General features: G+C 69.3%; 19 protein-coding genes. 9 read left to right on the top strand and 10 right to left on the bottom strand.

Features of this window, described 5'->3' with window-relative positions; translation table 11 throughout:
• The first annotated feature begins 18 nt into the window (after positions 1-18).
• The 3 genes from P3102_RS26960 (at position 19) to P3102_RS26950 (ending at position 4,325) form a co-directional block, all read left to right on the top strand.
• A complete protein-coding gene (locus P3102_RS26960; RefSeq protein ID WP_276362783.1) occupies positions 19-1,182 on the top strand; it encodes a S8 family peptidase in 1,164 nt (387 codons plus the stop codon).
• Positions 1,182-2,729, top strand: coding sequence for a S8 family serine peptidase (locus P3102_RS26955; protein ID WP_276362780.1), 1,548 nt, complete (start codon positions 1,182-1,184; stop codon positions 2,727-2,729). Before P3102_RS26960 ends, P3102_RS26955 begins: the two co-directional genes overlap by 1 nt.
• Positions 2,730-2,801: 72 nt before the next feature.
• Positions 2,802-4,325 (top strand): NAD(P)/FAD-dependent oxidoreductase, encoded by a 1,524-nt coding sequence (locus P3102_RS26950; RefSeq protein ID WP_276362779.1) that lies wholly within the window; start codon positions 2,802-2,804, stop codon positions 4,323-4,325.
• 57 nt (positions 4,326-4,382) lie between these two features.
• On the opposite strand, the gene P3102_RS26945 is transcribed toward P3102_RS26950, so the two are convergent.
• Both P3102_RS26945 and yaaA read right to left on the bottom strand, forming a co-directional pair.
• On the bottom strand, positions 4,383-5,834 hold the full coding sequence (locus P3102_RS26945; RefSeq protein WP_276362777.1) for a trypsin-like serine protease: 1,452 nt from the start codon (positions 5,832-5,834) through the stop codon (positions 4,383-4,385).
• Between the two features lie 87 nt (positions 5,835-5,921).
• Positions 5,922-6,677, bottom strand: coding sequence for a peroxide stress protein YaaA (yaaA, locus tag P3102_RS26940; RefSeq protein ID WP_276362776.1), 756 nt, complete (start codon positions 6,675-6,677; stop codon positions 5,922-5,924).
• 59 nt (positions 6,678-6,736) lie between these two features.
• Between yaaA and P3102_RS26935 the strand changes: the two genes are divergently transcribed.
• Complete coding sequence (locus P3102_RS26935) at positions 6,737-7,705, top strand: GNAT family N-acetyltransferase (protein WP_276362774.1); 969 nt, start codon at positions 6,737-6,739, stop codon at positions 7,703-7,705.
• A gap of 73 nt (positions 7,706-7,778) precedes the next feature.
• Positions 7,779-8,714, top strand: coding sequence for an aminoglycoside phosphotransferase (locus P3102_RS26930; RefSeq protein ID WP_276362772.1), 936 nt, complete (start codon positions 7,779-7,781; stop codon positions 8,712-8,714).
• Between the two features lie 166 nt (positions 8,715-8,880).
• Here the strand turns inward: P3102_RS26930 and P3102_RS26925 are convergent, their stop codons facing one another.
• Complete coding sequence (locus P3102_RS26925; RefSeq protein ID WP_276362771.1) at positions 8,881-9,786, bottom strand: 2-hydroxyacid dehydrogenase; 906 nt, start codon at positions 9,784-9,786, stop codon at positions 8,881-8,883.
• Positions 9,787-9,814: 28 nt separating this feature from the next.
• Positions 9,815-10,171, bottom strand: a complete 357-nt coding sequence (locus tag P3102_RS26920) for a VOC family protein (RefSeq protein WP_276362769.1) — start codon at positions 10,169-10,171, stop codon at positions 9,815-9,817.
• A gap of 126 nt (positions 10,172-10,297) precedes the next feature.
• Between P3102_RS26920 and P3102_RS26915 the strand changes: the two genes are divergently transcribed.
• Both P3102_RS26915 and P3102_RS26910 read left to right on the top strand, forming a co-directional pair.
• Complete coding sequence (locus P3102_RS26915; protein WP_276362767.1) at positions 10,298-12,046, top strand: proline--tRNA ligase; 1,749 nt, start codon at positions 10,298-10,300, stop codon at positions 12,044-12,046.
• Positions 12,046-12,981, top strand: coding sequence for a hypothetical protein (locus P3102_RS26910; protein ID WP_276362766.1), 936 nt, complete (start codon positions 12,046-12,048; stop codon positions 12,979-12,981). The genes P3102_RS26915 and P3102_RS26910 overlap by 1 nt, the downstream gene beginning before the upstream one ends.
• Before the next feature lie 282 nt (positions 12,982-13,263).
• Here the strand turns inward: P3102_RS26910 and P3102_RS26905 are convergent, their stop codons facing one another.
• From P3102_RS26905 to P3102_RS26895, 3 genes are all read right to left on the bottom strand, one after another.
• Positions 13,264-15,426 carry a DUF2156 domain-containing protein gene (locus P3102_RS26905; RefSeq protein WP_276362764.1) on the bottom strand — a complete coding sequence of 721 codons (2,163 nt, stop codon included), beginning with the start codon at positions 15,424-15,426 and terminating at the stop codon, positions 13,264-13,266.
• A gap of 295 nt (positions 15,427-15,721) precedes the next feature.
• Positions 15,722-16,648: a hypothetical protein gene (locus P3102_RS26900; protein ID WP_276362763.1), complete on the bottom strand. Its 927-nt coding sequence runs from the start codon at positions 16,646-16,648 to the stop codon at positions 15,722-15,724.
• A 9-nt stretch (positions 16,649-16,657) separates the two neighbouring features.
• Complete coding sequence (locus P3102_RS26895) at positions 16,658-17,344, bottom strand: HAD hydrolase-like protein (protein WP_276371363.1); 687 nt, start codon at positions 17,342-17,344, stop codon at positions 16,658-16,660.
• 127 nt (positions 17,345-17,471) lie between these two features.
• Here P3102_RS26895 and P3102_RS26890 point away from each other — a divergent pair, with 127 nt between their 5' ends.
• Positions 17,472-18,476, top strand: a complete 1,005-nt coding sequence (locus tag P3102_RS26890; RefSeq protein WP_276362761.1) for an ABC transporter permease — start codon at positions 17,472-17,474, stop codon at positions 18,474-18,476.
• On the opposite strand, the gene P3102_RS26885 is transcribed toward P3102_RS26890, so the two are convergent.
• Genes P3102_RS26885 through P3102_RS26875 form a run of 3 tightly spaced genes read right to left on the bottom strand, consistent with a single transcriptional unit; the run spans position 18,414 to position 20,213 of the window.
• Positions 18,414-18,824 (bottom strand): YjbQ family protein, encoded by a 411-nt coding sequence (locus tag P3102_RS26885; RefSeq protein ID WP_276362760.1) that lies wholly within the window; start codon positions 18,822-18,824, stop codon positions 18,414-18,416. The two genes, P3102_RS26890 and P3102_RS26885, sit on opposite strands and share 63 nt — an antisense overlap.
• Positions 18,825-18,829: 5 nt before the next feature.
• A complete protein-coding gene (locus tag P3102_RS26880) occupies positions 18,830-19,639 on the bottom strand; it encodes a DUF3626 domain-containing protein (RefSeq protein WP_276362758.1) in 810 nt (269 codons plus the stop codon).
• Between the two features lie 10 nt (positions 19,640-19,649).
• Positions 19,650-20,213 carry an XRE family transcriptional regulator gene (locus tag P3102_RS26875; protein ID WP_276362757.1) on the bottom strand — a complete coding sequence of 188 codons (564 nt, stop codon included), beginning with the start codon at positions 20,211-20,213 and terminating at the stop codon, positions 19,650-19,652.
• A gap of 39 nt (positions 20,214-20,252) precedes the next feature.
• On the opposite strand from P3102_RS26875, the gene P3102_RS26870 reads away from it, so the two are divergent.
• Entirely contained in the window at positions 20,253-20,774 is a 522-nt protein-coding gene (locus tag P3102_RS26870) for a GNAT family N-acetyltransferase (RefSeq protein WP_276362755.1), read from the top strand.
• Positions 20,775-20,858: the final 84 nt, after the last annotated feature.

Here is a 20,858-nt window from a genome sequence, read left to right as displayed (position 1 = left end):
GTGAACGGAGCTCAGGAAATGCGTGGAGAACTTCGACGTCACCGCATCGCGGGTGCGGTACTCGCCGGGGCTTGTGTGACGGCCTCGCTGGCCTTCACCGGATCGGCCACGGCCGCCGAGGGACAGATCCGCGGCGCCGGTGTGCCGGGAGCCGTCACGGACGGGTACATCGTCTCGCTGAAGAGCGGCGACGCCGGTCTCGCGGCCAAGTACGGCGGCCAGGTGAAAGCTGTCTACACCGCCGCGCTGAACGGCTTCTCGGCGAAGATGACCGAGGCGCAGGCCAAACGGCTCGCGGCCGACCCGAACGTCGACTTCGTCCAGCAGGACGCGGTCGCGCACATGACCGGCACCCAGACCAACCCGACCTGGGGCCTCGACCGGATCGACCAGAAGAACCTGCCGCTGGACAAGAAGTACACCTACCCGAACGACGGATCCGGGGCGACCGTCTACGTCCTCGACACCGGTGTCGACTACCGCCAGGCCGAATTCGGCGGCCGCGCGACCAGCGGGTACGACTTCATCGACAACGACAGCGACGCCCGCGACTGCCAGGGCCACGGCACGCACGTCGCCGGCACCGTCGGCAGCGCCACCTACGGCGTCGCCAAGGGCGCCAAGATCGTCTCGGTCCGCGTGCTGAACTGCCAGGGCAGCGGCCAGTACTCGCAGATCATCAGCGGGATCGACTGGGTCGCGAAGAACGCCAAGGGCCCGTCGGTGCTCACCATGAGCCTCGGTGGCCCGGCCGACTCCGGGGTCGACGCCGCCGTGCGCCGCGCCGTGGCCGCGGGCATCACCAACACGGTGGCCTCCGGTAATTCCAACACCGACGCCTGCGGCACCAGCCCGGCCCGCGTTCGTGAGGCGATCACCGTCAACGCCACCCAGAGCGACGACCGCCGGTCCTCGTTCTCGAACTACGGCAGCTGCACCGACATCTTCGCGCCGGGCACCAACATCACGTCGGTGCGCAACGGTGGCGGCACCCAGCAGATGAGCGGCACCTCGATGGCGACGCCGCACGTCGCCGGCGCGGCCGCGATCTACCTGACCTCGAACCCGTCGGCCACCCCCGCCACCGTCGCCTCCGGCCTCGCCAACGCCGCCACCAGCGGTGTCGTCAAGAGCCCGGGCACCGGTTCGACCAACAAGCTGTTGAACGTGGCGGGTCTCTGATGCGGCGCGGCGTGCGGGCCGGTGTGGTGGCCGTCGCGGCCACCGCGCTGGCCACGCTCGCCGCGGGCAACGCCCTCGCCGCGGAGGCGGAAGGCGTTGTCGTGCAGGCGAAACAGCACTACGGCGAGCAGTACATCGTGGAGCTCCACGAGGCCGGTGCCCTGGCGGTCGAGCAGTCCTCGGCCGCGCTGGCCGTCCGCTACGGCGGCGAGGTCCGGTCGGCGTACAAGAACGTGCTGCGCGGTTTCTCGGTGAAGGGGATGTCCGAGCGGCAGGCTCGCCGGCTCGCGGCCGATCCGGCGGTCAAGGCGGTCTACGAGGACGGCACCGCGCGTGCCGCCGGCACGCAGACCGGCCCGACCTGGGGACTCGACCGCGTCGACCAGAAGAACCTGCCGCTGGACAAGAAGTACACCTACCCGAACACGGGTGCGGGTGTCACCGCGTACGACCTCGACACCGGGATCAACCCGGAGAACCCGGAGTACGAGGGGCGCGCGTCCATCGGCAAGGACTTCGTGGGCGGCAACGGGAAGGACTGCAACGGGCACGGCAGTCACACCGCGGGCACCATCGGCAGCAAGACCTACGGCGTGGCGAAGAAGGTCAAGCTCGTCGGGCTGAAGGTGCTGGGCAACGACTGTTCGGGCAACGGTCCCGACTCCGCCATCGTGGACGCGGCGGAATGGCTGACCGCGAACGGCACCAAACCGGCGGTGGCGAACCTCAGCCTGCGGATGGACCAGGTCGGGCTCGGCGACGACGTCGTCAAGAAGTCCATCGCGGCGGGCGTCGTCTACGTGGTGGCGGCGGGCAACGAGAACCAGAACGCCTGCAACGTCAGCCCGGCCCGGATCCCCGAGGCGATCACGGTCGGCGCCTCGGACCAGAGTGACACCAAATCCTCGTTCTCCAACCACAGTTCGTGCGTGGACGTCTTCGCCCCTGGCAGCGACATCACGTCGCTGTCCACGTCCGACGGTGGTTCGGCGAACATGAGCGGGACGTCGATGGCCACGCCGCACGTGGCCGGGGCGGCGGCGCTGTACCTCGCCGCGAATCCCGGCGCCACCGCGCAGCGGACGCGGGACGCGCTGGTGAACAACGCCTCCGACGGCGTGCTCAAGGGACTGCCGTCCGGCACGGTCAACAAACTGCTGAACGTGTCGTTCATCGGCGGCGGTGGCCCCGCACCGGCGTGCGGGATCAAGTCGAACACGACACCGGTGTCCATTCCGGACGCCGGTGACGCGGTGACCAGTTCGGTGACGCAGGAAGGCTGCGACGGCAAGGCGTCGGCGACGCTGCCGGTCAAGGTCGACATCGCGCACACCTACACCGGTGACCTGGCGATAGACCTGATCGGGCCGAGCGGTGCGGTGTTCGGCCTCAAGCAGGCGGGAGGGACGAGCGAGGCGGACGGCGTGCACACGTCGTACACGGTGAACGCCTCCTCCGAACCGGCGAACGGGACCTGGAAGCTGCGGGTCCGTGACGTCCACCGGTTCGACAGCGGGACGATCGAAGGCTTCTCCATCACCTTCTGAGTCCTTGCGAACGGCGGTGCGCCGCGGTCACGATGACCGCGGCGCACTGTCGTTTTCGCTGGGAGGTCTCGTATGGAGTCGTTCGACGCCGTGATCGCCGGTGGCGGGCACAACGGCCTGGTGGCGGCGGCCTATCTGGCCAGGGCCGGTCGCTCGGTGCTGGTGCTCGAACGCCGGGACGAGGTCGGCGGGGCGGCGGTCTCCTTCCGTGCCTTTCCCGGCGTCGACGTCCGGCTGTCGCGGTACTCGTATCTGGTCAGCCTGCTGCCGCGCGAGATCATCGCGGACCTCGGGCTCGGTCTCGACCTCCGGCGGCGGCGCATGTCTTCGTACACGCCTGTCGGCCCTGGCGGTCTCCTTGTCGACACGGGCGACGACGGCCGTACGGCGGCGTCGTTCTCCGCGCTCACCGGGTCCACCAAGGACTTCGAGGCGTGGCGGCGGTTCTACGCGATGACGGCCCAGGTCGCGGAACGGACGTTCCCCACCCTGACCGAACCGCTGGTGTCGAGGGAGGAGCTGCGCTCGGGCATCGAGCCGGAGGCGTGGGACGCGCTGTTCGAACGGCCGATCTCGGAGACGCTCACCGGCATGTTCGGCGACGACACCGTGCGCGGCGTCGTCCTGACCGACGCGCTGATCGGCACCTTCGCCGGCGCCGGCGACTTCCGGCAGAACCTGTGCCTGCTCTACCACGTGATCGGCAACGAGACCGGCGACTGGGACGTGCCGGTGGGCGGGATGGGCGCGGTGACCGGCGCGCTCGCTTCGGCCGCGCGGACGGCGGGCGCGCGGCTGGTCACCGGGGCCGAGGTGCTGTCGATCGATCCCGGCGGGTCGGTGCGTTACCGCCTCGGCGACGACGAATTCACCGTGCGCGGCGGGCACGTGCTGTCGAACGTCGCGCCCCGGGTGCTCGCGCGCTTGCTGGGGGAGGAGCCGCCGGAGGCGCCGGAAGGCGCGCAGCTCAAGGTGAACATGGTGCTGTCACGGCTGCCGCGGCTGCGGGATCCCGGCGTCGATCCCCGTGAGGCGTTCGGCGGCACGTTCCATGTCAACGAGGGTTACGAGCAGCTGGCGACGGCTCACACCGAGGCCACCGCGGGCCGGATCCCGTCGCTGCCGCCGTGCGAGATCTACTGTCATTCGCTGACCGACCCGTCGATCCTCGGCCCGGCCGAACAGTCCGCCGGGGTGCAGACGCTGACGTTGTTCGGGCTGCACATGCCCGCGCGGCTGTTCGAAGGACGCAACGACGCCGCGCGCGAGGAGGCGTTGCGGGCGACGTTGTCCTCTTTGGACAGTGTGCTGGCCGAACCGATCGAGGACTGCGTGCTGCGTTCACCGGACGGCGGGTTGTGCGTCGAGGCTAAGACGCCGCTGGACCTCGAAGCCGAACTGGGGCTGCCCGCGGGACACATCTTCCATCGCGATCTGTCTTGGCCGTACGCCGCGGATGCCGCTCAGGTGGGGCTTTGGGGGGTCGAAACCGCGCACGAGCGGGTGCTGCTCTGCGGTGCCGGGGCCGTCCGGGGCGGCGGTGTCTCCGGCATCCCCGGGCACAATGCCGCCATGGCGGTGCTCGCAAGCGCGTGAAGGCCTCTTTCCCCAGGCTCAGCCGAGGGAAAGAGGCCTTCACGCGCGAAGCGCCCGCTACTGGACGGTGAGGGTGTAGACGGCGGTGGCGGTCTTGCCCGCCGAGTCCGTCGCGGTGACGGTCACCGGGTACGTGCCGCGCTGGAACGGCGCGACCACCTGCATGGTCGAACTGCCCCCGCTCGAGATCGTCTTCGGGGTGAAGAACGGCGCGAACGGCAGTCCCTGCCCGGACGCCGACAACGTGATCGCGTCCGTCCCGCCGGTAACGGAAACCTTGACGTTGCTGAAGAAGCCGGGCTGCGACGTTCCGACGGCAGGGCTCAGGCCCACCTTGAGCTCAGCGGGCTGCGGCCCGCCGTTGCCGACGGCCAGGGTCAGGTTCGTGGTCGCGGTGTCGGTGGTGCCCCTGCCCGAGATCGTGACGGCGTAGTCGTTTTCGGCCGTCCCGGCGGCAATCTCGATGGTCACCTTCGCCGACTCACCCGAGGTGATGGACGTGGGCTGGAACGTCGCGGTCGCGCCCGCGGGCAGTCCCGAAGCGCTGAGCTCGACCTTCTCCGCGCCGTTCTTGCCGGGTTTGCTGGTCACCGTGGCGGACACGTACTTGCCCGGCTCCACCTTGAGCGCGGACGGCGTCACCCCGAGCGAGAACGTCTCCGGGTTCTGCGGCTCGCCGATCTGCTGCTTGACCCAGTCGCCCATTTCGTTGTTGAGCCTGCCGTACACGCTGTACCACTTGAAGTCGCTGCGGCTCCAGGACGCGACACCGACGATCTTGCCGTCCACGATCAGCGGCCCGCCGCTGTCGCCGGGCAGGATCGTGACGTGGCCGTCGCTGTAGCCGCTGCAGATCATCGTGGCGTCTTGGAAACCCGCGCCGACACCGTCGCAGTTGCTGCCCGGCACGATCGGCAGGGTGAACTTGTGCAGTTCGACGTTGCGGGTGTCGTCGTTGTGGTCCTTCTTGCCGTAGCCGAGCCCGAGCCCGGATCTGCCCGGCTTGTGCGACTCGGTGTCGGCCGAGGTCGCGACCTTCGCGTACTGGCCACCCGGCACCGGGATGTCCGCGTCGGTGGTGACCACCGCGACGTCGTAGCCCTGGTCGAAGTTGACGTACTTCGGGTGTTTTTCGTAGCTGACGACACCGATGCGTGTTCCGCCACCGGCGTTGAGATCGTCCAATCCGTAGAGGAAGGACTTCTCGCCCGCGGCGTCCTTGCAGTGCGCGGCGATCAGGATCTTGCGCGGCGCGACGACCGAACCGGTGCACGTCTGACCCTGTGGCCGCGTCCCGCCTTCGCGCAGGCCCGCGATGATGAACGGGTGGTCCTTGACCGAAGCGGGGGTGCCGCCGATGGAGTTCGTGTGCGGTCCGCCGGGGACGACCGCTTGATCCGTCGGGGTGACGGCGGGCAGGTTCGCGGCGGCCGCGGGCGCGGGCAGGAGGACCGAGAGGCAACCGAGGGCGGCGGTGGCGACCCCCAGTAGCCGTTGTCTTCTGTTCACGGTGGTTCCTTTCCAGGTGGCTGGAAATCACTGTCCGCAGGTGCACCTGGCGGAACAATCGAGGAAGGAACCCGTAGGGGTACGGAACTAATGCACCGCGTCCCCGGTGAGCAGCTCCACAGTGTGTTCCCCGGTGCGTTCGACGTCGAGACCCGCCTTCGACAGCACCCGCATCAGTTGTTCCACAGTGGACGGTTCGCTGCGCGACTTCACCAGCTCCGCGGCCAGCCGTCCCTTGTAGGCCTTGTTGAAATGGCTCACCGTGGTCCGGTTGCCCTTCGCGTCCTCGGTCACGACGCGCACCGTCACCGCGTCCGGACGGAGCTTCGCCAGCGCCGAGTAGGTCCCGGAACGCAGATCGACGACGAGCCCCTCGATATTCCGGAGCACCGGTTCGAGGACCGGTTTCCACACGCTGCGGACGGTGCCGAGCGACGGCAGCGCGTTGCCACCGGAAAGCCGGTAGGCGGGAATCGGGTCGGTCGCCGCGACCACCCCGAACAGCGCCGAAGCGACGGCAAGACGTTTCTCGGCCTTCGCGAGCGTCGCCTTGGTGAAGGACTTCACGCCGAGCGCGTCGTAGAGGACGCCGGTGTAGCGGCGCAGCGCGGGCATCGTGGGCGAGGTCCACAGCTCGGCGTTGCGGGCGACCTCGTCGGCCTGCCGCGGCGTGATCCCGAGCGCGGCGACACTGACCGGGACGTCGCCCGCCAGTTCGGCCAGCGCGTCCGCCAGCTTCGCCCTGGTCGGATTCAGTTCCGGGAACGACAGGGCGCCGAGGTCCAGCGGCGCGCCGGTGCCGCCGGCGGCCTTGGTTTCGGAAGGGGGCAGGAGCACGAGCACCACGGAAGCGTAACTAAATGCAATGCGTCAGCCCGAGGCGCGGGCTTAGCCTCGTCCGCATGAGCCTGACCTGGCGCCCGCTGACCATGGACGACATGCCGCGACTGGCCGAGACCTTCGCCGAGGCGGAGCGTGTCGAGCCGATCGAGGAGCACTACAGCGCGGACGATCTCGCCGAGGAGATCGGTACGCCGACCGTCGATCTGCCGACGGCGTCCACCAGCGCCTGGGATGGGGAAACTCTGGTCGCCTACGGTCTGCTCAGGAAGCGTGACGCGGCGGATCCGGTGCACATGATGCGGGTCGAGACGGTCGTCCACCCCGCGTACCGCGACGCCGCGCTCGCCGCGCGCCTCACCAGCTGGTTCGAGGAGGCGGGCAGGAAGCTCCACGCGACGTCCCATCCGGACGTGCCGCTGGAACTGCACGCCTCGGCCAACACCAAGCAGCGATGGCTCACCGACGTCCTCTCGGGCGCCGGCTACGAGCACGCCCGGTGGTTCGTCGACATGCGGGCCGACCTCGGCTCGATTCCGCCGGTGAAACCGCTGCCCGCAGAGTTCACGCTCGTCGCGTACGAGCAGAAGTACGAGGCCCTCACGCTGCGGTCGCGTAACGAGACTTTCGCCGACCACTGGGGGAGCACGGAACAGTCCCCGGAGGCTTGGCGGCATCTGGTCGTCGGCGCGAAGGACTTCCAGCCGGACCTGTCGTTCCTGCTGCTGAGCCCGGAGCGGGACAGGGTGGTCGCGATGGTGCTGAGCACTCACTTCGCCTCCGACACGGCCGCCACGGGCGTGAAGGACCTGTACGTCAGTCACGTCGCGACCGACGCGAGCCTTCGCGGACGCGGAATCGCGGGCGCGCTGCTCGGGCACACGCTCGTCCAGGCCGAGGCCAAGGGGTTCCAGCGGGCCTCGCTCAACGTCGACCAGGACAACAACCACCGTGCTCTCGGGGTCTACGAGCGGGTCGGGTTCAGGGAGTTCCAGCGCTGGGGCGGGTACGTGAAGCCCATCCCGACCTGACCGGTTGTCACCCGAAAGGGTGGATTTCGGTACAGTCGATCTTCTCGGAGAGATCGGTGGGGATGGTAGGACGTTGCCGGTTTCCGCACGCCTCGGCTGGCACGACCTGCCGTCGGCGACGCGTGACGCCGTGGAGCGTGAGCTCGGTTCGGCGGTCCGCCGTTCGTTGTGGCAGACCCCGGAATTCGACGGCGGCGTCGCCGCGAGGCTCGAACTCGAACGGGATCACCGCTGGGTCTTCCTGAAGGCGATCCCGGCCGTCAGCCCGCGAGCGGGCGGCTATCGGACGGAGGCCGCCATCGCGCGGCGGCTGCCCGCGGAAGCACCCACGCCGAGCCTGCTGTCCTTTGTGGATGGGGACTGGCTGGTGCTCGCGTTCGCCGACTTCGACGGCACCAGGCCGAACCTGCGCCCGGGGTCGCCGGACCTCTCCGCGGTCCTGGCCACCTTCGGCACGCTCGGGCGCACGCTCACGCCGTGCCCGCTGCCGGACGTCCCGGACGCGCTCGACGATCTCGGCCCGCTTCTGCGTGGTTGGCACGAACTGGCGAAGGAACCGCCGGACGACCTCGACGGCTGGGCCGTCCGCAACCTCGACCGGCTCGCCCAGCTGGAGACGTCCTGGCATCCCTGGTCGGCAGGGGACACGTTGCTGCACAACGACATCCAGCCCGAGTATCTGATGCGGACCGGTTCGGGCAGGGTTCTCGTCACGAACTGGCGTTATCCGGCGAGGGGGGCGGGCTGGCTCGATCTGGTCGCGCTCGTGCCGTATCTGCTCGACGCCGGCCACGAGCCGGCCGACGTCGACCGCCTGCTCCGGCGGCGCCCGGTGCTCACCGGCGTCCCGGTCTGGGCGGTCACCGCGTTCGGCGTCGCGCTGGCGGGACACGCCGAACGAGCGAGCCGGTTACCGGAACCGCCCGCGACGACCGGGGTCCGCGCGGCGCAGCGCCGGCTCGCCGCGGCCATGCGCGACTGGCTCGCTTACCGGACGCACTGGCAGTAGCGGCCGGGGTCTCGGGCGGGCGGAACGGTTCCCTTTGCGGCAAAGGGCGCGATTCGCGTGTCCAGAGACGGAACTCGCGTGTTTGAAGACGGAACTCGCGTGCTTGGGGACGGAACTCGTCCGAGGCCGCGACCCGGCACCTCCACCCTTCCCCTGGACCACCGGCCTAGCCGCTCACGATGTTCAGCGGCTCCGCACCGGCGGCGTACCGGCGCAACTGCTCGGCGACCAGCCGCTTCGCGCGCGGAGAGAACGACGCGGACCCGCCCGCGATATGCGGCGTGACGATCACTCCCGGCGTGGTCCACAGTGGATGCCCGGCGGGCAGCGGCTCCGGGTCGACGACGTCCAGCGCGGCGCGCAAACGTCCGGAGCCGGTCTCGGCGGTCAGCGCCTCGGTGTCGATCGCCGAGCCCCGCCCGACATTGACCACCAGGGCGCCGTCCGGCAGCGCGGCGAGTTCCGCGGCGCCGAACAAGCCCACCGTCGAGGGGGTTTCGGGCAGGATCAGGACCACGATGTCGGCGGACGGAAGCAGTTCCGCCAGTTCGCCGACGCCGTGCACCTGCTCACCGGGCCGCGCCGTGCTCGCCACCCTGGTCACGACCGCTTCGGCCGCGAGCAGTTGCCGCTCGATGGCCTGGCCGATCGAGCCGAACCCGACGAGCAACACCCGGCTGTCGGCCAGGGAGCGCGTGTGCTCGCGCTCCCACGACGCCGTCGCCTGCTGCGCGAACCAGCGGGGCAGATCCCGCTGCGACGCGTGGATGAGCGCCAGCGCGTGCTCGGCCACGCTCAGGTCGTGCAGGCCGCGGCCGTTGGCGAGCGTCACCCCCGCCGGCACCAGCGGGATCAGCCTCTCCACTCCGGCCGACAGCGACTGCACGAGCTTCACCGACGGAAGCCGGGCGATCAGCTTCGCCGGCTCCATGCCGGTGTCGTACGGCAGCACGTACACCTCGACGTCATCGAGGCCCTCGTCCGGCAGCGGCCCCGTACCGTCGTAGAGCCGCGCGCTCAGCCCCTCGGGCAGCTCGATGTCGGTCCAGGGCAGGATGGCTCGCTCCGTCATGCCGCCATTCTGGCCGTCCCGGCCGGCCTCAGCCGCCGTGGGTGGCCACGCAGAATTCGTTGCCGACGGGGTCGGCCAGCACCGTCCAGGCGATGCCCGGCATCTCGTGCTCGTCCAGCTTCTTCGCGCCCAGTCCGAGCAGGCGGTCCACCTCCTTTTCCAGGTCGTCCGTACCGAAGTCCAGATGGACCCGGTTCTTTCCGGTGCGCGGCTCCGGCACACGCTGGAACGCGAGCACGGGCCCGTGCTCCGCCTCACGGTGCAGGATCAGGAACTCGCCGTCGTGGTCCTGATCCACCTCCACGCCGAGCGCCTTCGTCCAGAACGCCGCGAGCCCGCGCGGATCCGCGCAGTCGATCGTGATCATGCCCAGTTCGATACCCATGGCGGCAAGCTAGCGGAGACCACCGACAGAACCGGGCGCCCGCGATAACCGGTTGAACCGTCCCGGGGCGGGGTGACTACGCTGCGCAGAACGTCTCAGCACGTAATTCCAGCGAGGAGCCCAGAAGTGATCACCAGGATGTCGTCGTTGTTCCTTCGCACCCTGCGTGAGGATCCGGCGGACGCCGAGGTACCGAGCCACCGGCTCCTGGTACGCGCCGGCTACGTCCGCCGGGTGTCCCCGGGCGGCTACTCCTGGCTGCCGCTGGGCCTTCGGGTGCTGCGCCGCATCGAGAACGCCGTCCGTGAAGAGATGAACGCCATCGGCGCGCAGGAGATCCAGTTCCCCGCGCTGCTGCCGAAGGAGCCTTACGAGGCCACCGGCCGCTGGACCGAGTACGGCGACGCCCTCTTCCGCCTCAAGGACCGCAAGGGCGCCGACTATCTCCTGGGCCCGACGCACGAAGAGCTCTTCGCGCTCACCGTGAAGGGTGAATACAGCTCGTACAAGGACTATCCGGTCGTCCTGTACCAAATCCAGACCAAGTACCGCGACGAGGCGCGTCCCCGCGCCGGCATCCTGCGCGGCCGCGAGTTCGTCATGAAGGACTCCTACTCCTTCGACCTCGACGACGAGGGCCTGACGAAGTCGTACGAGCTGCACCGTCAGGCCTACACGAAGCTGTTCGACCGTCTCGGCATCGAGTACGTCGTCGTGAAGGCGACCTCCGGCGCGATGGGCGGCTCGGCCTCCGAGGAGTTCCTCGCCGTCGCCGCGACGGGTGAAGACACCTACGTCCGCAGCACCGAATCGGGTTACGCGGCCAACGTCGAAGCGGTCACCACGCCCGCTCCCGAGGCGAAGCCGCTCGAGGGTCTGCCCGAGGCGAAGGTCCACCACACACCGGACACCCCGACCATCGAATCGCTCGTCGCGTTCTTGAACGACGCCGACCTCGGCCGCACCTTCACCGCCGCGGACACGCTCAAGAACGTCCTGGTGAAGACCCGACGGCCGGGTGCGAAGGAGTGGGAGCTGCTGGCCATCGGCCTCCCCGGCGACCGCGAGGTCGACACGAAGCGCCTCGAAGCCTCGCTCGAGCCCGCCGAATTCGAGCTGCTCGAAGAGGCCGACTTCGCCAAGAACCCCTTCCTCGTCAAGGGCTACATCGGCCCGAAGGCGCTGAAGGACAACGGTGTCCGCTACCTGCTCGACCCGCGCGTCGTCGACGGCACCGCCTGGGTCACCGGCGCCGACGAGCGCGATCACCACGTGGTCGACCTGGTCGCGGGCCGCGACTTCACCGGTGACGGCACGATCGAGGCCGCCGAGGTCCGTGAAGGCGACGCGTCACCCGACGGCAAGGGCACCCTGGTCGCCGCGCGCGGTATCGAGATCGGGCACATCTTCCAGCTCGGCCGCAAGTACGCGGACGCGTTCGAACTCGACGCGCTGGGCCCGGACTCCAAGCCCATCCGCATCACCATGGGTTCCTACGGCGTCGGCGTCTCGCGGCTGGTCGGCGTGCTCGCCGAGCAGAACCACGACGACCTCGGCATCATCTGGCCGCGCGAGGTCTCGCCGTTCGACGTGCACGTCGTCATCGCGGGCAAGGACGAGACCGTCGCCGCGGGCGCGGAGAAGCTCGCCGCCGAACTGGACGCCGCCGGGATCGAGGTCGTCCTCGACGACCGCAAGGCGACCCCCGGCGTGAAGTTCGCGGACGCCGAACTCGTCGGCGTGCCGACGATCCTCGTCGTCGGGCGCGGCCTGGCGAACGGTGTCGTCGAGGTCAAGGACCGCCGCACCGGCGACCGTGAAGAGATCGCCGTGGACGCGGTCGTGGAGCATCTGGTCAAGCTCGTCCGTTCGTAATGGGCTGGTTCGGCAAGAAGCGCGGGGATTCCCCGGGCTACGAGGACAACGCGGCGCTGGACGGGTTCGGGGGCTATCAGCCCTCGGACTCGCCCGGCTACACGCCGGCCCCGGAACAGTCCGCTCCTGTCGAACCGGAGCCGCAGAAGCCCGCGAAGCAGCCGATGTCGCGAAGCGGGCGACGGGCCATGTACGGCTTCTTCGCGACGCTCGGTGTCATCGCGGTCGCCACGCTCGCGAACAACGATTCGGATCGCTCGTCGAGCAGTACGCCGACCACTCGGACTCCGATCGTTTACACGCCTTCGCCCCGGGTCGTCGCGCCGCCGGTGACGGAGGGCTGGCAGTCGGTGGCCGGGAAGGACGGCGCCTACGCCTACGACGTCCCGCCGAACTGGACGCCGAAGCCGGGAACGATCCACGGCTGGGAGAAGGGCAGCCAGGTCCCGGGCATCACGATGGTCGCCAGTGCCTTCGTCGGCGAAGGCCACTGCCCGCAGGACAAGTGGAGCAGGATCGGCGGCAGCGGCGTGACGAACGTGAAGGTCGCCGAACCGTCCGCCGCGGCGCAGAAGGCGATCGGCGACCTCGCCGTCAGCGCCTACAACCCGGAGAACGGTCCGCTGACGGCCAAGATCACCCAGGAACCGGCCCAGCCGACCGAGTTCACACTCGGCACCGGCAAGAAGGTCCCCGCGAGCATCGTCCTCGCGGAGGTGGTCACCCCGCCCGGACCGTGTGGCGCGCAGCGCGCCCTGGTCGGTGTGCTCGCACCGGGGCTGGGCGAAGCCTCGGCGGCACTGGCCGTCTATTCGAGCCAGGACACCCCGGGCGGTGCGGACCGCGAGCAGATCTTGAAGATCCTCAAGACCTACCGGGGTGTCCCGGAGGCCGATCGCAAGACCATCACGCCGCCGCCTTCGACGTTGCGCTGACCTTGCCCGCGGAGACGGCAGTGGCGATGAGGGTTCTGGCGATTGGCCTCTTGAGAAGCTACCGCGTGACCTGCGGCGTCCCCACGGTGCAGTACATGAAGGCCCCTTCCTGTACTGGGGACACGGCTGATGGCGGGTAAACAGCCGACCGTGTCTCAGGTACCTACCGTCGGACGGCACGCGTGTCCGGCCGGACGACTCGCGGCGGGACCGGTCGCCTCCGCGTGTCGTCCCTCCGGTCACGCGAAACCGAACATATCGGCGTCTAAGGCCTTTCTATCGTTAAGCCAGCGAGGAAGTCTTTCGCGGCTGCAGGTTCGCGAGCGGCCGCTGAGGCTTCTTCCCGGAGCGCGCGAGCTTCGCCAGCCGCAGCAGTCCCGTGTTCGGCAGGTAGGCCCGGCCGAGCGCGATCCCGATCCGCGGCAGATCCGCCTCGTCGCGGAACGCGAGGTACAGCGGGACGTGGCGCGGCTGGAACTTCGCCTTGAACGCGTGCAGCGAACGGAATCCGTAGAACGGTTCCATCATCGTCCCGAGCGTGTCGAGCACCCGCTCGACGGCGTGCGCGGGTTCGCCGGAACTCGCCAGCGGCGCGCCGGACAGCGAAACGAACTTCGCGCCTTCCTCACGGAAGGCCAGGCACGACGACGCGATCAGGAACTCCATCGACGGACGGAACCCGTCGGCGCGTTTGCGCATGACGTCGAGCGTCCAGCCGCCGATCACGCCCGCGCCGGTGTACACCGGCAGCCACGACGTCACGCCGTGGACGACACCGTCCGCGTCCACCGCGAGCCCCACGCGGGTCTCGGGATCCATCGCCTCGTCGACCCCGCCGAGGGTGAAGCCCATTTCCGGCATGCCCTTGTCGCTGATCCACTCCTCGGAGATCGCGCGTACCTGCGAGATCACCGCGCGCGGCTGGTCGGCGAGCCGGACGAGCCGGAACTCGATGTCGTTCTTCTTGGCGTGGTTGAGCGCGGTCCGCACGTCCTGCCAGCGCTTGCCGCGGAACTCCAGCGTGTCCAGTTCGATCAAGGTGTCCTCGGCGACCTGGACCTGCTGCCAGCCGAGTTCCCGGGTCTTCGCGGTGGTGTCGCCGGTGGCGGAGAACAGGCACGGCACGAGACCGGTGTTCTCGCACATCGCGATGAACTCGGCGATCGTCCGGTCGGTGGCGCCGTCCGGGGCGATCGGGTCGCCGAGGGCGATGGCGACACCGGCGTGGCGGCGGTAGGCGAGGTAGGACTTGCCGTCGGCGGCCACGAAGTAGGAGTTCTGCGGCCAGGTCGTCATCCACGAAAGCGTGCTTCCGCCGTGACGGCTGAGCAGCGTGCGGGCCAGCGCGGGGTTGCCCATGCGGCCCAGACGGCGGCGCTTCCGCCGCGACGGCACGCGGAAGGCGCCTCGCGCGGAGATCAGCAGCGCGAATTCGACCGTCCACAGGAGATTGTCCACGAAGAACAGCGGCGGATCCATCAGGCCGGTCTCTTCACCGAAGATCTCCGCCAGGGTGAGCACCCCGCCGTAGACCAGCACCTGGAGGATGACGAACGAAGTCAGGATCATCGCGCACCACCACGCGACCTGGCTGCCCTTGCGCAGGCCGTTCATGATCGGCACCACGATCAGGCACAGGACGGCGACTTCCCACGTGGACAGCGAAAGCTCTTCGGACGAACCGAAGGGGCCGTTGCCCGGCACGAAGGACATCACCAGTTCGGCGACGGTCAGCACCAGCAGTCCGGCCACGACGTGGAACCGCCACTCGCGCAGGCTCGGCCGCCGTTCACGCGAGGCGTCCTTGGCGCCGAGGAACCTGCGCCCGAACGGCAGCGCGAGGACGAGGGCGAAGAAGTGGACGAGGTCGGCGAGCGTGCCGACGAAGACGATCGCGATCCCGGCGTAGACGCACAATCCGGCGCGCAGCCGCAGCCGCCACGGCGGGCGGAGGGTGGCGCTGGCGACCGCGACCGCGGCGAGCGCGCCGCCGGAGAATCCGACGTCGAGGTTGCCCGCGACCCGGTGCGCCCATTCCCAGCCGGAGTTACGGCTCAGTGCGAGGAATTGGACCGCCACCAGCACGCTGACGAATTGGCCGCCGATGGTGACGGCCATCGCCCGCCGCGTGCCGAGCCGCCATTCCGCGAACCCGGCGAACAGCGCGAAGCTGAGCACCATCGGCAGGTAGTACAGCGGGACGACCGCGAACAGCGGCCCGGTCAGCAAGGTCCACCACCGGCCCGCTTCGAGCGACGGCAGCCCATACGCGACGTACGGGTACACCGCGCGATCCTCGGCGGCCGACCAGAGCGCGCCCGTGGCCAAGGCGAGCGCGAGCATGGTCACCGTGACGAGGGTGGTGAAAGGCAGCCGGTGCCTCAGCATCGTGGCGATCTTGTGCGTCCGGCCCGGCGCGGCCGTCCCGCTTCCCCCTGTTGGCATGGAAATCAAGGTAGGCGCGAGAGCCCTTCGGCCACATCCGGCAGGGGACCCATATTTCCCTTAGGGGAGTGCTACTCGCGACGGATGCTCTCACCCGTCTTGAGGACGACGTCCCTGGCTACCGGGCCGGGGATCTCCTGCCCGCCGGCACCAGGGGGACGTGGTAGCGGCCGGATCCGGGCAGGGCGTCCGCGATCACGAGGCTGATCCGGGTGGGTCCCACCGGGCCGGGCAGGACGAGATCGTGGGCGGACGGCGGCGGCGCCGTCCGTTCGGCTTCGATGTGCTCACCGGATCATTGCTGCGGCCGCAGACTCGCGAGGATCATCTGGGCGTCCGCTTCGGACAGGGCGCCGGAAGTGCCCTGATCGAGGACCATCACGAAGCAGACGGTCTGCTCACCGATTTTGAAGGCCGCCGAAGTGACCTTCACACTCGGCGCCCGGCAGCCTTCGCCTTCGCTCGGGGTGAAAGAGGCGCTGGAACTGAGCGCCTGGATCGTGCCGTCGGCGATGGGGAGCTGCTTGAGCTCGGGCAGTGGCACGTCGGCTTTGCCGGTGGCCGACTGGATCCAGAGCCGGACAGCGCCTCTGGCGGCGTTCTCGACCGGGATCCGATCCGCGGTGGCGAAGCCGACCATCGCCCGGTACGAACCGGAAATGTCGGGGCAGGCGCCGAGCTTGTACCGCATCGCCTCGTGGATGACCATCTTGAACTCGCGCTCGGTGTTCCCGGTGATGTAGCCCGGCTTGGTCTCCCAACCCGTCGGAGGCAGGTCGTATGCCGTCTTGTCCGGTCTGGAGACGATTCCCTGCCAGCCCAGGGTCTTGGCCGGAACCTTGTTGTCCTCCGGGACGCCACCGCTCTGGGAGGTCGACGGCGGTTCCGACGCGGACGCGGCCGCGGGCGGCGGCATGGGCTCGGGCCGCGGGTCTTCGCCGTCACGCAGGACGAAGAAGAGTGTGGCGCCGACGGCGATGACCAGGACGAGCGCGCCGAGGCCGAGCCACAGGCCTTTCTTGCCCTTCTTCGGCGGCTCCGGAGAGAAACCCTGGTAGGTCTGCTGCGGGAACTGCGGAAAACCCTGCTGCGGGTAACCCTGATACTGCTGCTGGGCATCCTGCGGGTACTGAGGTGGATAGCCCTGCTGCGGGGGTTGCTGCTGGTAGGGCTGCTGTGGTCGCTGCTCCGGCCAGCCGTGGTCGCCGCCTGGGTATGCCATGTGGCGAGCTTAGTTAACGCCCCCGAACACGGCCGCACGCACCGCTGCCAGGTCGGACAGGTCGCCGAGCACGGTGTGCGCGCCCGCGTCGGCCAATTCCTCGGCGCTGAACTGCCCGGTCGCCACGGCCACCGCGACGGCGCCGTTGTCGAGCGCGGCCCGTACGTCGTCCGGGGTGTCGCCGATGACGACGACCGACGCCGGCGCGAACTCCGTGCCGTGTTTCGCCGAAGCGTGGCCGACGGCGGCGGGCACCAGATCCGGCCGGTGCGCCGAGAGCGAGCCGTAGCCGCCGATCTCGAAGTCCACGTGCTCGTGCAACTCGAACGCGGTCAGCTTGTGCACGGAGATCTCCGGCAGGTTCCCGGTGACCAGCGTCTGCACGACGCCGCCGTGCGTGGCGAAGGCGTTCAGCGCGTCCTTGGCGCCCGGGAGCGCCCGACCACTGGAGGACAGCGTCGGCGCGTGGCTTTCGGAGACCGCGATCAGGGCGAGCCAGAGCTCGCGGACGTTCTCCTCGGTGGGCTCGATGCCGTGCGAGGTGAGGATGTCCGCGCTGATGGCGCGTTCGGTGCGGCCGCCGAAGTTCGGCAGCGCCCGCAGTTCGACGCCCGCGACTTCGGCGAGCGCGGTCGTGTACCAGGCGGCGCCGACGCCGCGCAGGTCGACGAGGGTCTGGTCGATGTCCCACAGCACGAGCCGGTGCGGAGTAGTCACGTGGTCGACGGTACCGGTGAGCTTATTCAACGTCCGTTGACTTCCGGGGCGCAAGCGCCTACCTTGACGACTAATTCAACACAAGATGAATAAGTGGAGGACGGTCATGCCGACCCGAAACCATCGCCCCGCCGGGGCGTTCGCCTTACTCGCCGCGGTGGCCGGTGCGCTGGTCGCCGCCGTACTCGGCCTTCTCACCTTCGGCGCGCAGGCCACGGTCGCGCCCGAGAGTCTCCCCCTCGCCGTGGCCGCGCCCCCGGGGCCGCTCCAGGCGGCCGCGAAGGGGATCGCGTCCCAGGGCGGAGACCAGGTCTCCTGGCGGGTGACCTCTCCCGAGGAAGGCCGGAAACTGTTGGAGGACAAGGAGGTCTACGGAGTTCTCGAACTTCCGGTGAAGGTCGTGGTCTCCGGGGCGGTGAACCCGTCCGGAACGCAGATCGCGCACCAGGTGCTGACCGGCGCCGCGCAGGCGCTGGGCAGAACACCCGAGGTCGAAACGCTGCACCCCGTCGGTGCGGCGGGCCGCGTCGTGCCGCTCGCGTTGAGCGCGCTCGCTTGGGTCGGCTGCCTGGCCGCGGGTGCCGCGCTGATCCTGGCGGGACGGCGGATCGGGCGGGAGGCGGGAATTTTCGCGCGCTTCACGCAGATCGTTTCGGCAGGCGTGCTGGTCACCGGCGTGCTGGCGGGGTTCTTGAAGCTGTGGGATTCGTCGCTTCCGCTCGGCTGGGACGTCCTCGCCTTCCTCTTCCTGATCTCGGCCGCGTTCGCCGCTCTGCAGACCGGCCTGCTACGGCTGCTCGGCATCCGGGCGATGGTCATCCTCGGCCCGCTGTACCTGGTCGCGCCCACCGTCGCGGGACAGGTGCCGGAACTGCTGAACCCCGCGTACCGCGCGGTGCTGTGGTCATGGACGCCGTTCCGGTTCTCCGCGGAAGGACTCCGGAGCCTGCTGCAGGGCGTCCCCGGCGCGCCGGACGTCGCGACCGGGGTGTGGGTGCTCGCCGGACTGCTCGCGGCGGGGCCGCTGCTCGCGATGTGGCCGGGCCGGTCAGCCCTCCAGAAGACTGAAGCGGATACGCCGGACAGGGTTGTCCAGGTTGGTGTCCACTAGGCAGACCGACTGCCAGGTGCCCAGCGTCATCACTCCGCCGAGCACCGGGATCGTCGCGAACGGCGGCAGCAGCGCGGGCAGGACGTGGTCACGGCCGTGACCGGGACTGCCGTGCTGGTGCCGCCAGCGGCCGTCGCGGGGGAGCAGGTCGTCGAGCGCCGCGAGCAGGTCTTCGTCGCTGCCGGCGCCGGTCTCCAGTACCGCCAGCCCGGACGTCGCGTGCGGGACGAAGACGTGCAGGATCCCGTCCTCGGCGTCCGCGTCGCGCAGGAAGGTCTCGGCGTCCTTGGTCAGGTCGTGCACCACGGCCACGCTGCCGGTGCGCACCTCGATCTCCGTGGAATACATGCTCCTCACGGTAGTGCCCCGAAGCGCGCCACGTAGTGCCAGACGCGTTTGAGGGCCTGCTGGTCGACGTGGCGGGCTTCACCGAGGACACGAGGATCGAGATGGCCGTCTTCGGCCAGTGTCCGGCCGAGTTCGACGTATTCGGCACCGCGGTATCCGGGATGCCGTTCGAGCTCTTCGGTCGACAGGCGGAAACCCGGATGCCATTCGACCGGGCAGCCGAGTCGTGACGCGGCCTTTTCGACGTCGGTGCCGCGGTGACTCGGGTCGAGGACGAGGGCTTCGACGTCCGTCGCGAGCGAGATGGTGCCGTGGACGTGTGCCTCGACGTAGTCGTCGAGCAGATCGGTGTCGTCCTGCTCCGCCAGTGCGATCAGCGCGGAAACCCTGGTGCCGTGGCCGAAGTCCCGAGGTGCCAGCACGCTGTCCGGGTAGCAGAACGTCGTCCTGTGCACGGTGTGCGCGGCCGGCCGGAAATGGGCCGAGCCGAATCTCGGCGCGCCACCGGTGGGTCGGTGGCGGAAGTTCAAGGCGCCGTACTTCGGCCGTTCGGCGGGCGGCGCGTCGTCGTAGGCGCCGCCGAACATCCGGCTCTCCCAGTGCCAGCGATCTCCGCCGGGATACGCGGTCAATCCTCCGTTGCTCGTCCCGGTTTCGAACTGGTTGCGGTAGAACCCGTCCTCCGCCATCGCCTCCAGCAGTGGTCGTCCGTCCACTGTGGATCGGTCCGGATGGAAGTGCAAGGTCACCGGCAGCCCCGTCGCGTATCCGCCGCGTGCTTTCGCCGCGACGTACGCGAGGGCCCGGTGTTCCATCACCCGAGTATCAGGCGTGCCGCCGGGCGAGCGCGACCAGATATCGGACCGGCTCGCCGGTCGGGTTGACGTAGGCGCACTGCCGCGGAGTGCCGAGCTGGAGGCAGTCGCCCACGTCGAGTTCATGCTCGACGTCACCCTCGCGGAACCGCAAATGGCCGTCCAGCACCCAGATCTGGTGGTGAGTGAGCGTGTAGGTGTGGGCGGGAAAGGCGACCTCGGCGCCCGCGGGCAGCACGACCTCGACCAGTTCGAGCGGCCCGCCGAGCGAAGGCGACACCGCGCGGCGCACATATCCGGTGGCCGGGTCGGTCCACGTCGGCTGGTCGGCCCTGCGCACGAGCCGCCGGTCGCCGTGTTCGGCGCGCGTGATCAACTCGGACAACGTCATCCCGAGCGCGGCGGAAAGCCTGCTGAGCAGGACCGCTGTCGGCTGCGCCTCGCCGCGTTCGATCTTGCCGATCATCGCCCTGGACACCCCCGACAGCTCGGCGAGTGCGTTGGCCGAAAGGTTCTGGTCGAGTCTCGCGGACTGAAGCGCCGCGGCGAGCGACGCGGACAAGGAATCCGACATGTTGCTTATTATAGTGGCAGTATCGGTTACTATGTTGGCATGGTGATCAGGGAAGCGACGGAAGCCGATGCGATGGCTTGCGCGGAGATCTACGCCCCATATGTCACCGACACGGTGATCTCGTTCGAAACCGAGCCGCCCAAGCCGGAGGAGATGGCCGAGCGCATCGCCAAGGCGCAGCGATCGCACGCATGGCTCGTGCTCGAAGACGACGAAGGCCGCGTCGCGGGCTACGCCTACGGAGGGCCCTTCAGTGGCCGACCTTCCTATCGCTGGTCTTGCGAGGTCAGTATCTATGTGGAGCTCGGCCGGCGGCGGACCGGCGGCGGGCGGGCGCTCTATCGAGCGCTACTGGACAAGCTGGCGTCGCGTGGCTTCCGGAACTTCTGTGCGGGAATGGTGCTGCCGAACGACGCGAGCGCCGGGCTCCACCGGGCGCTGGGGTTCGAGCCGGTGGGGACCTATCGGCGGATCGGGTACAAGCACGGGGCCTGGCGAGATGTCGCGTGGATGCAGCTGTGCCTGCCGGAGGGGGACGGGATCCCGGTGGAGCCTCGATAGGCCGGGGCTGAAAGGAAGCTTCGCCAACAGCGTCATGCGGTGCGGTGAAAGCGTCCTTCACGCACGAGATGCGGCGAAAGCCAC

The sequence above is a fragment of the Amycolatopsis sp. QT-25 genome, from assembly GCF_029369745.1.
Taxonomy (GTDB): Bacteria; Actinomycetota; Actinomycetes; order Mycobacteriales; family Pseudonocardiaceae; genus Amycolatopsis.
The sequence above is the reverse complement of the archived record's forward strand: the minus strand, read 5'-3'. Positions and strand labels throughout refer to the sequence as shown.

Excerpts from the sequence above, each read along its gene's own strand:
- P3102_RS26960 (WP_276362783.1), top strand. The coding sequence starts at position 19 with ATGCGTGGAGAACTTCGACGTCACCGCATCGCGGGTGCGGTACTCGCC.
- P3102_RS26955 (WP_276362780.1), top strand. The coding sequence starts at position 1,182 with ATGCGGCGCGGCGTGCGGGCCGGTGTGGTGGCCGTCGCGGCCACCGCG.
- P3102_RS26950 (WP_276362779.1), top strand. The coding sequence starts at position 2,802 with ATGGAGTCGTTCGACGCCGTGATCGCCGGTGGCGGGCACAACGGCCTG.
- P3102_RS26935 (WP_276362774.1), top strand. The coding sequence starts at position 6,737 with ATGAGCCTGACCTGGCGCCCGCTGACCATGGACGACATGCCGCGACTG.
- P3102_RS26925 (WP_276362771.1), bottom strand. The coding sequence starts at position 9,786 with ATGACGGAGCGAGCCATCCTGCCCTGGACCGACATCGAGCTGCCCGAG.
- P3102_RS26920 (WP_276362769.1), bottom strand. The coding sequence starts at position 10,171 with ATGGGTATCGAACTGGGCATGATCACGATCGACTGCGCGGATCCGCGC.
- P3102_RS26910 (WP_276362766.1), top strand. The coding sequence starts at position 12,046 with ATGGGCTGGTTCGGCAAGAAGCGCGGGGATTCCCCGGGCTACGAGGAC.
- P3102_RS26905 (WP_276362764.1), bottom strand. The coding sequence starts at position 15,426 with ATGCCAACAGGGGGAAGCGGGACGGCCGCGCCGGGCCGGACGCACAAG.
- P3102_RS26900 (WP_276362763.1), bottom strand. The coding sequence starts at position 16,648 with ATGGCATACCCAGGCGGCGACCACGGCTGGCCGGAGCAGCGACCACAG.
- P3102_RS26890 (WP_276362761.1), top strand. The coding sequence starts at position 17,472 with ATGCCGACCCGAAACCATCGCCCCGCCGGGGCGTTCGCCTTACTCGCC.
- P3102_RS26885 (WP_276362760.1), bottom strand. The coding sequence starts at position 18,824 with ATGTATTCCACGGAGATCGAGGTGCGCACCGGCAGCGTGGCCGTGGTG.
- P3102_RS26880 (WP_276362758.1), bottom strand. The coding sequence starts at position 19,639 with ATGGAACACCGGGCCCTCGCGTACGTCGCGGCGAAAGCACGCGGCGGA.
- P3102_RS26875 (WP_276362757.1), bottom strand. The coding sequence starts at position 20,213 with ATGTCGGATTCCTTGTCCGCGTCGCTCGCCGCGGCGCTTCAGTCCGCG.
- P3102_RS26870 (WP_276362755.1), top strand. The coding sequence starts at position 20,253 with ATGGTGATCAGGGAAGCGACGGAAGCCGATGCGATGGCTTGCGCGGAG.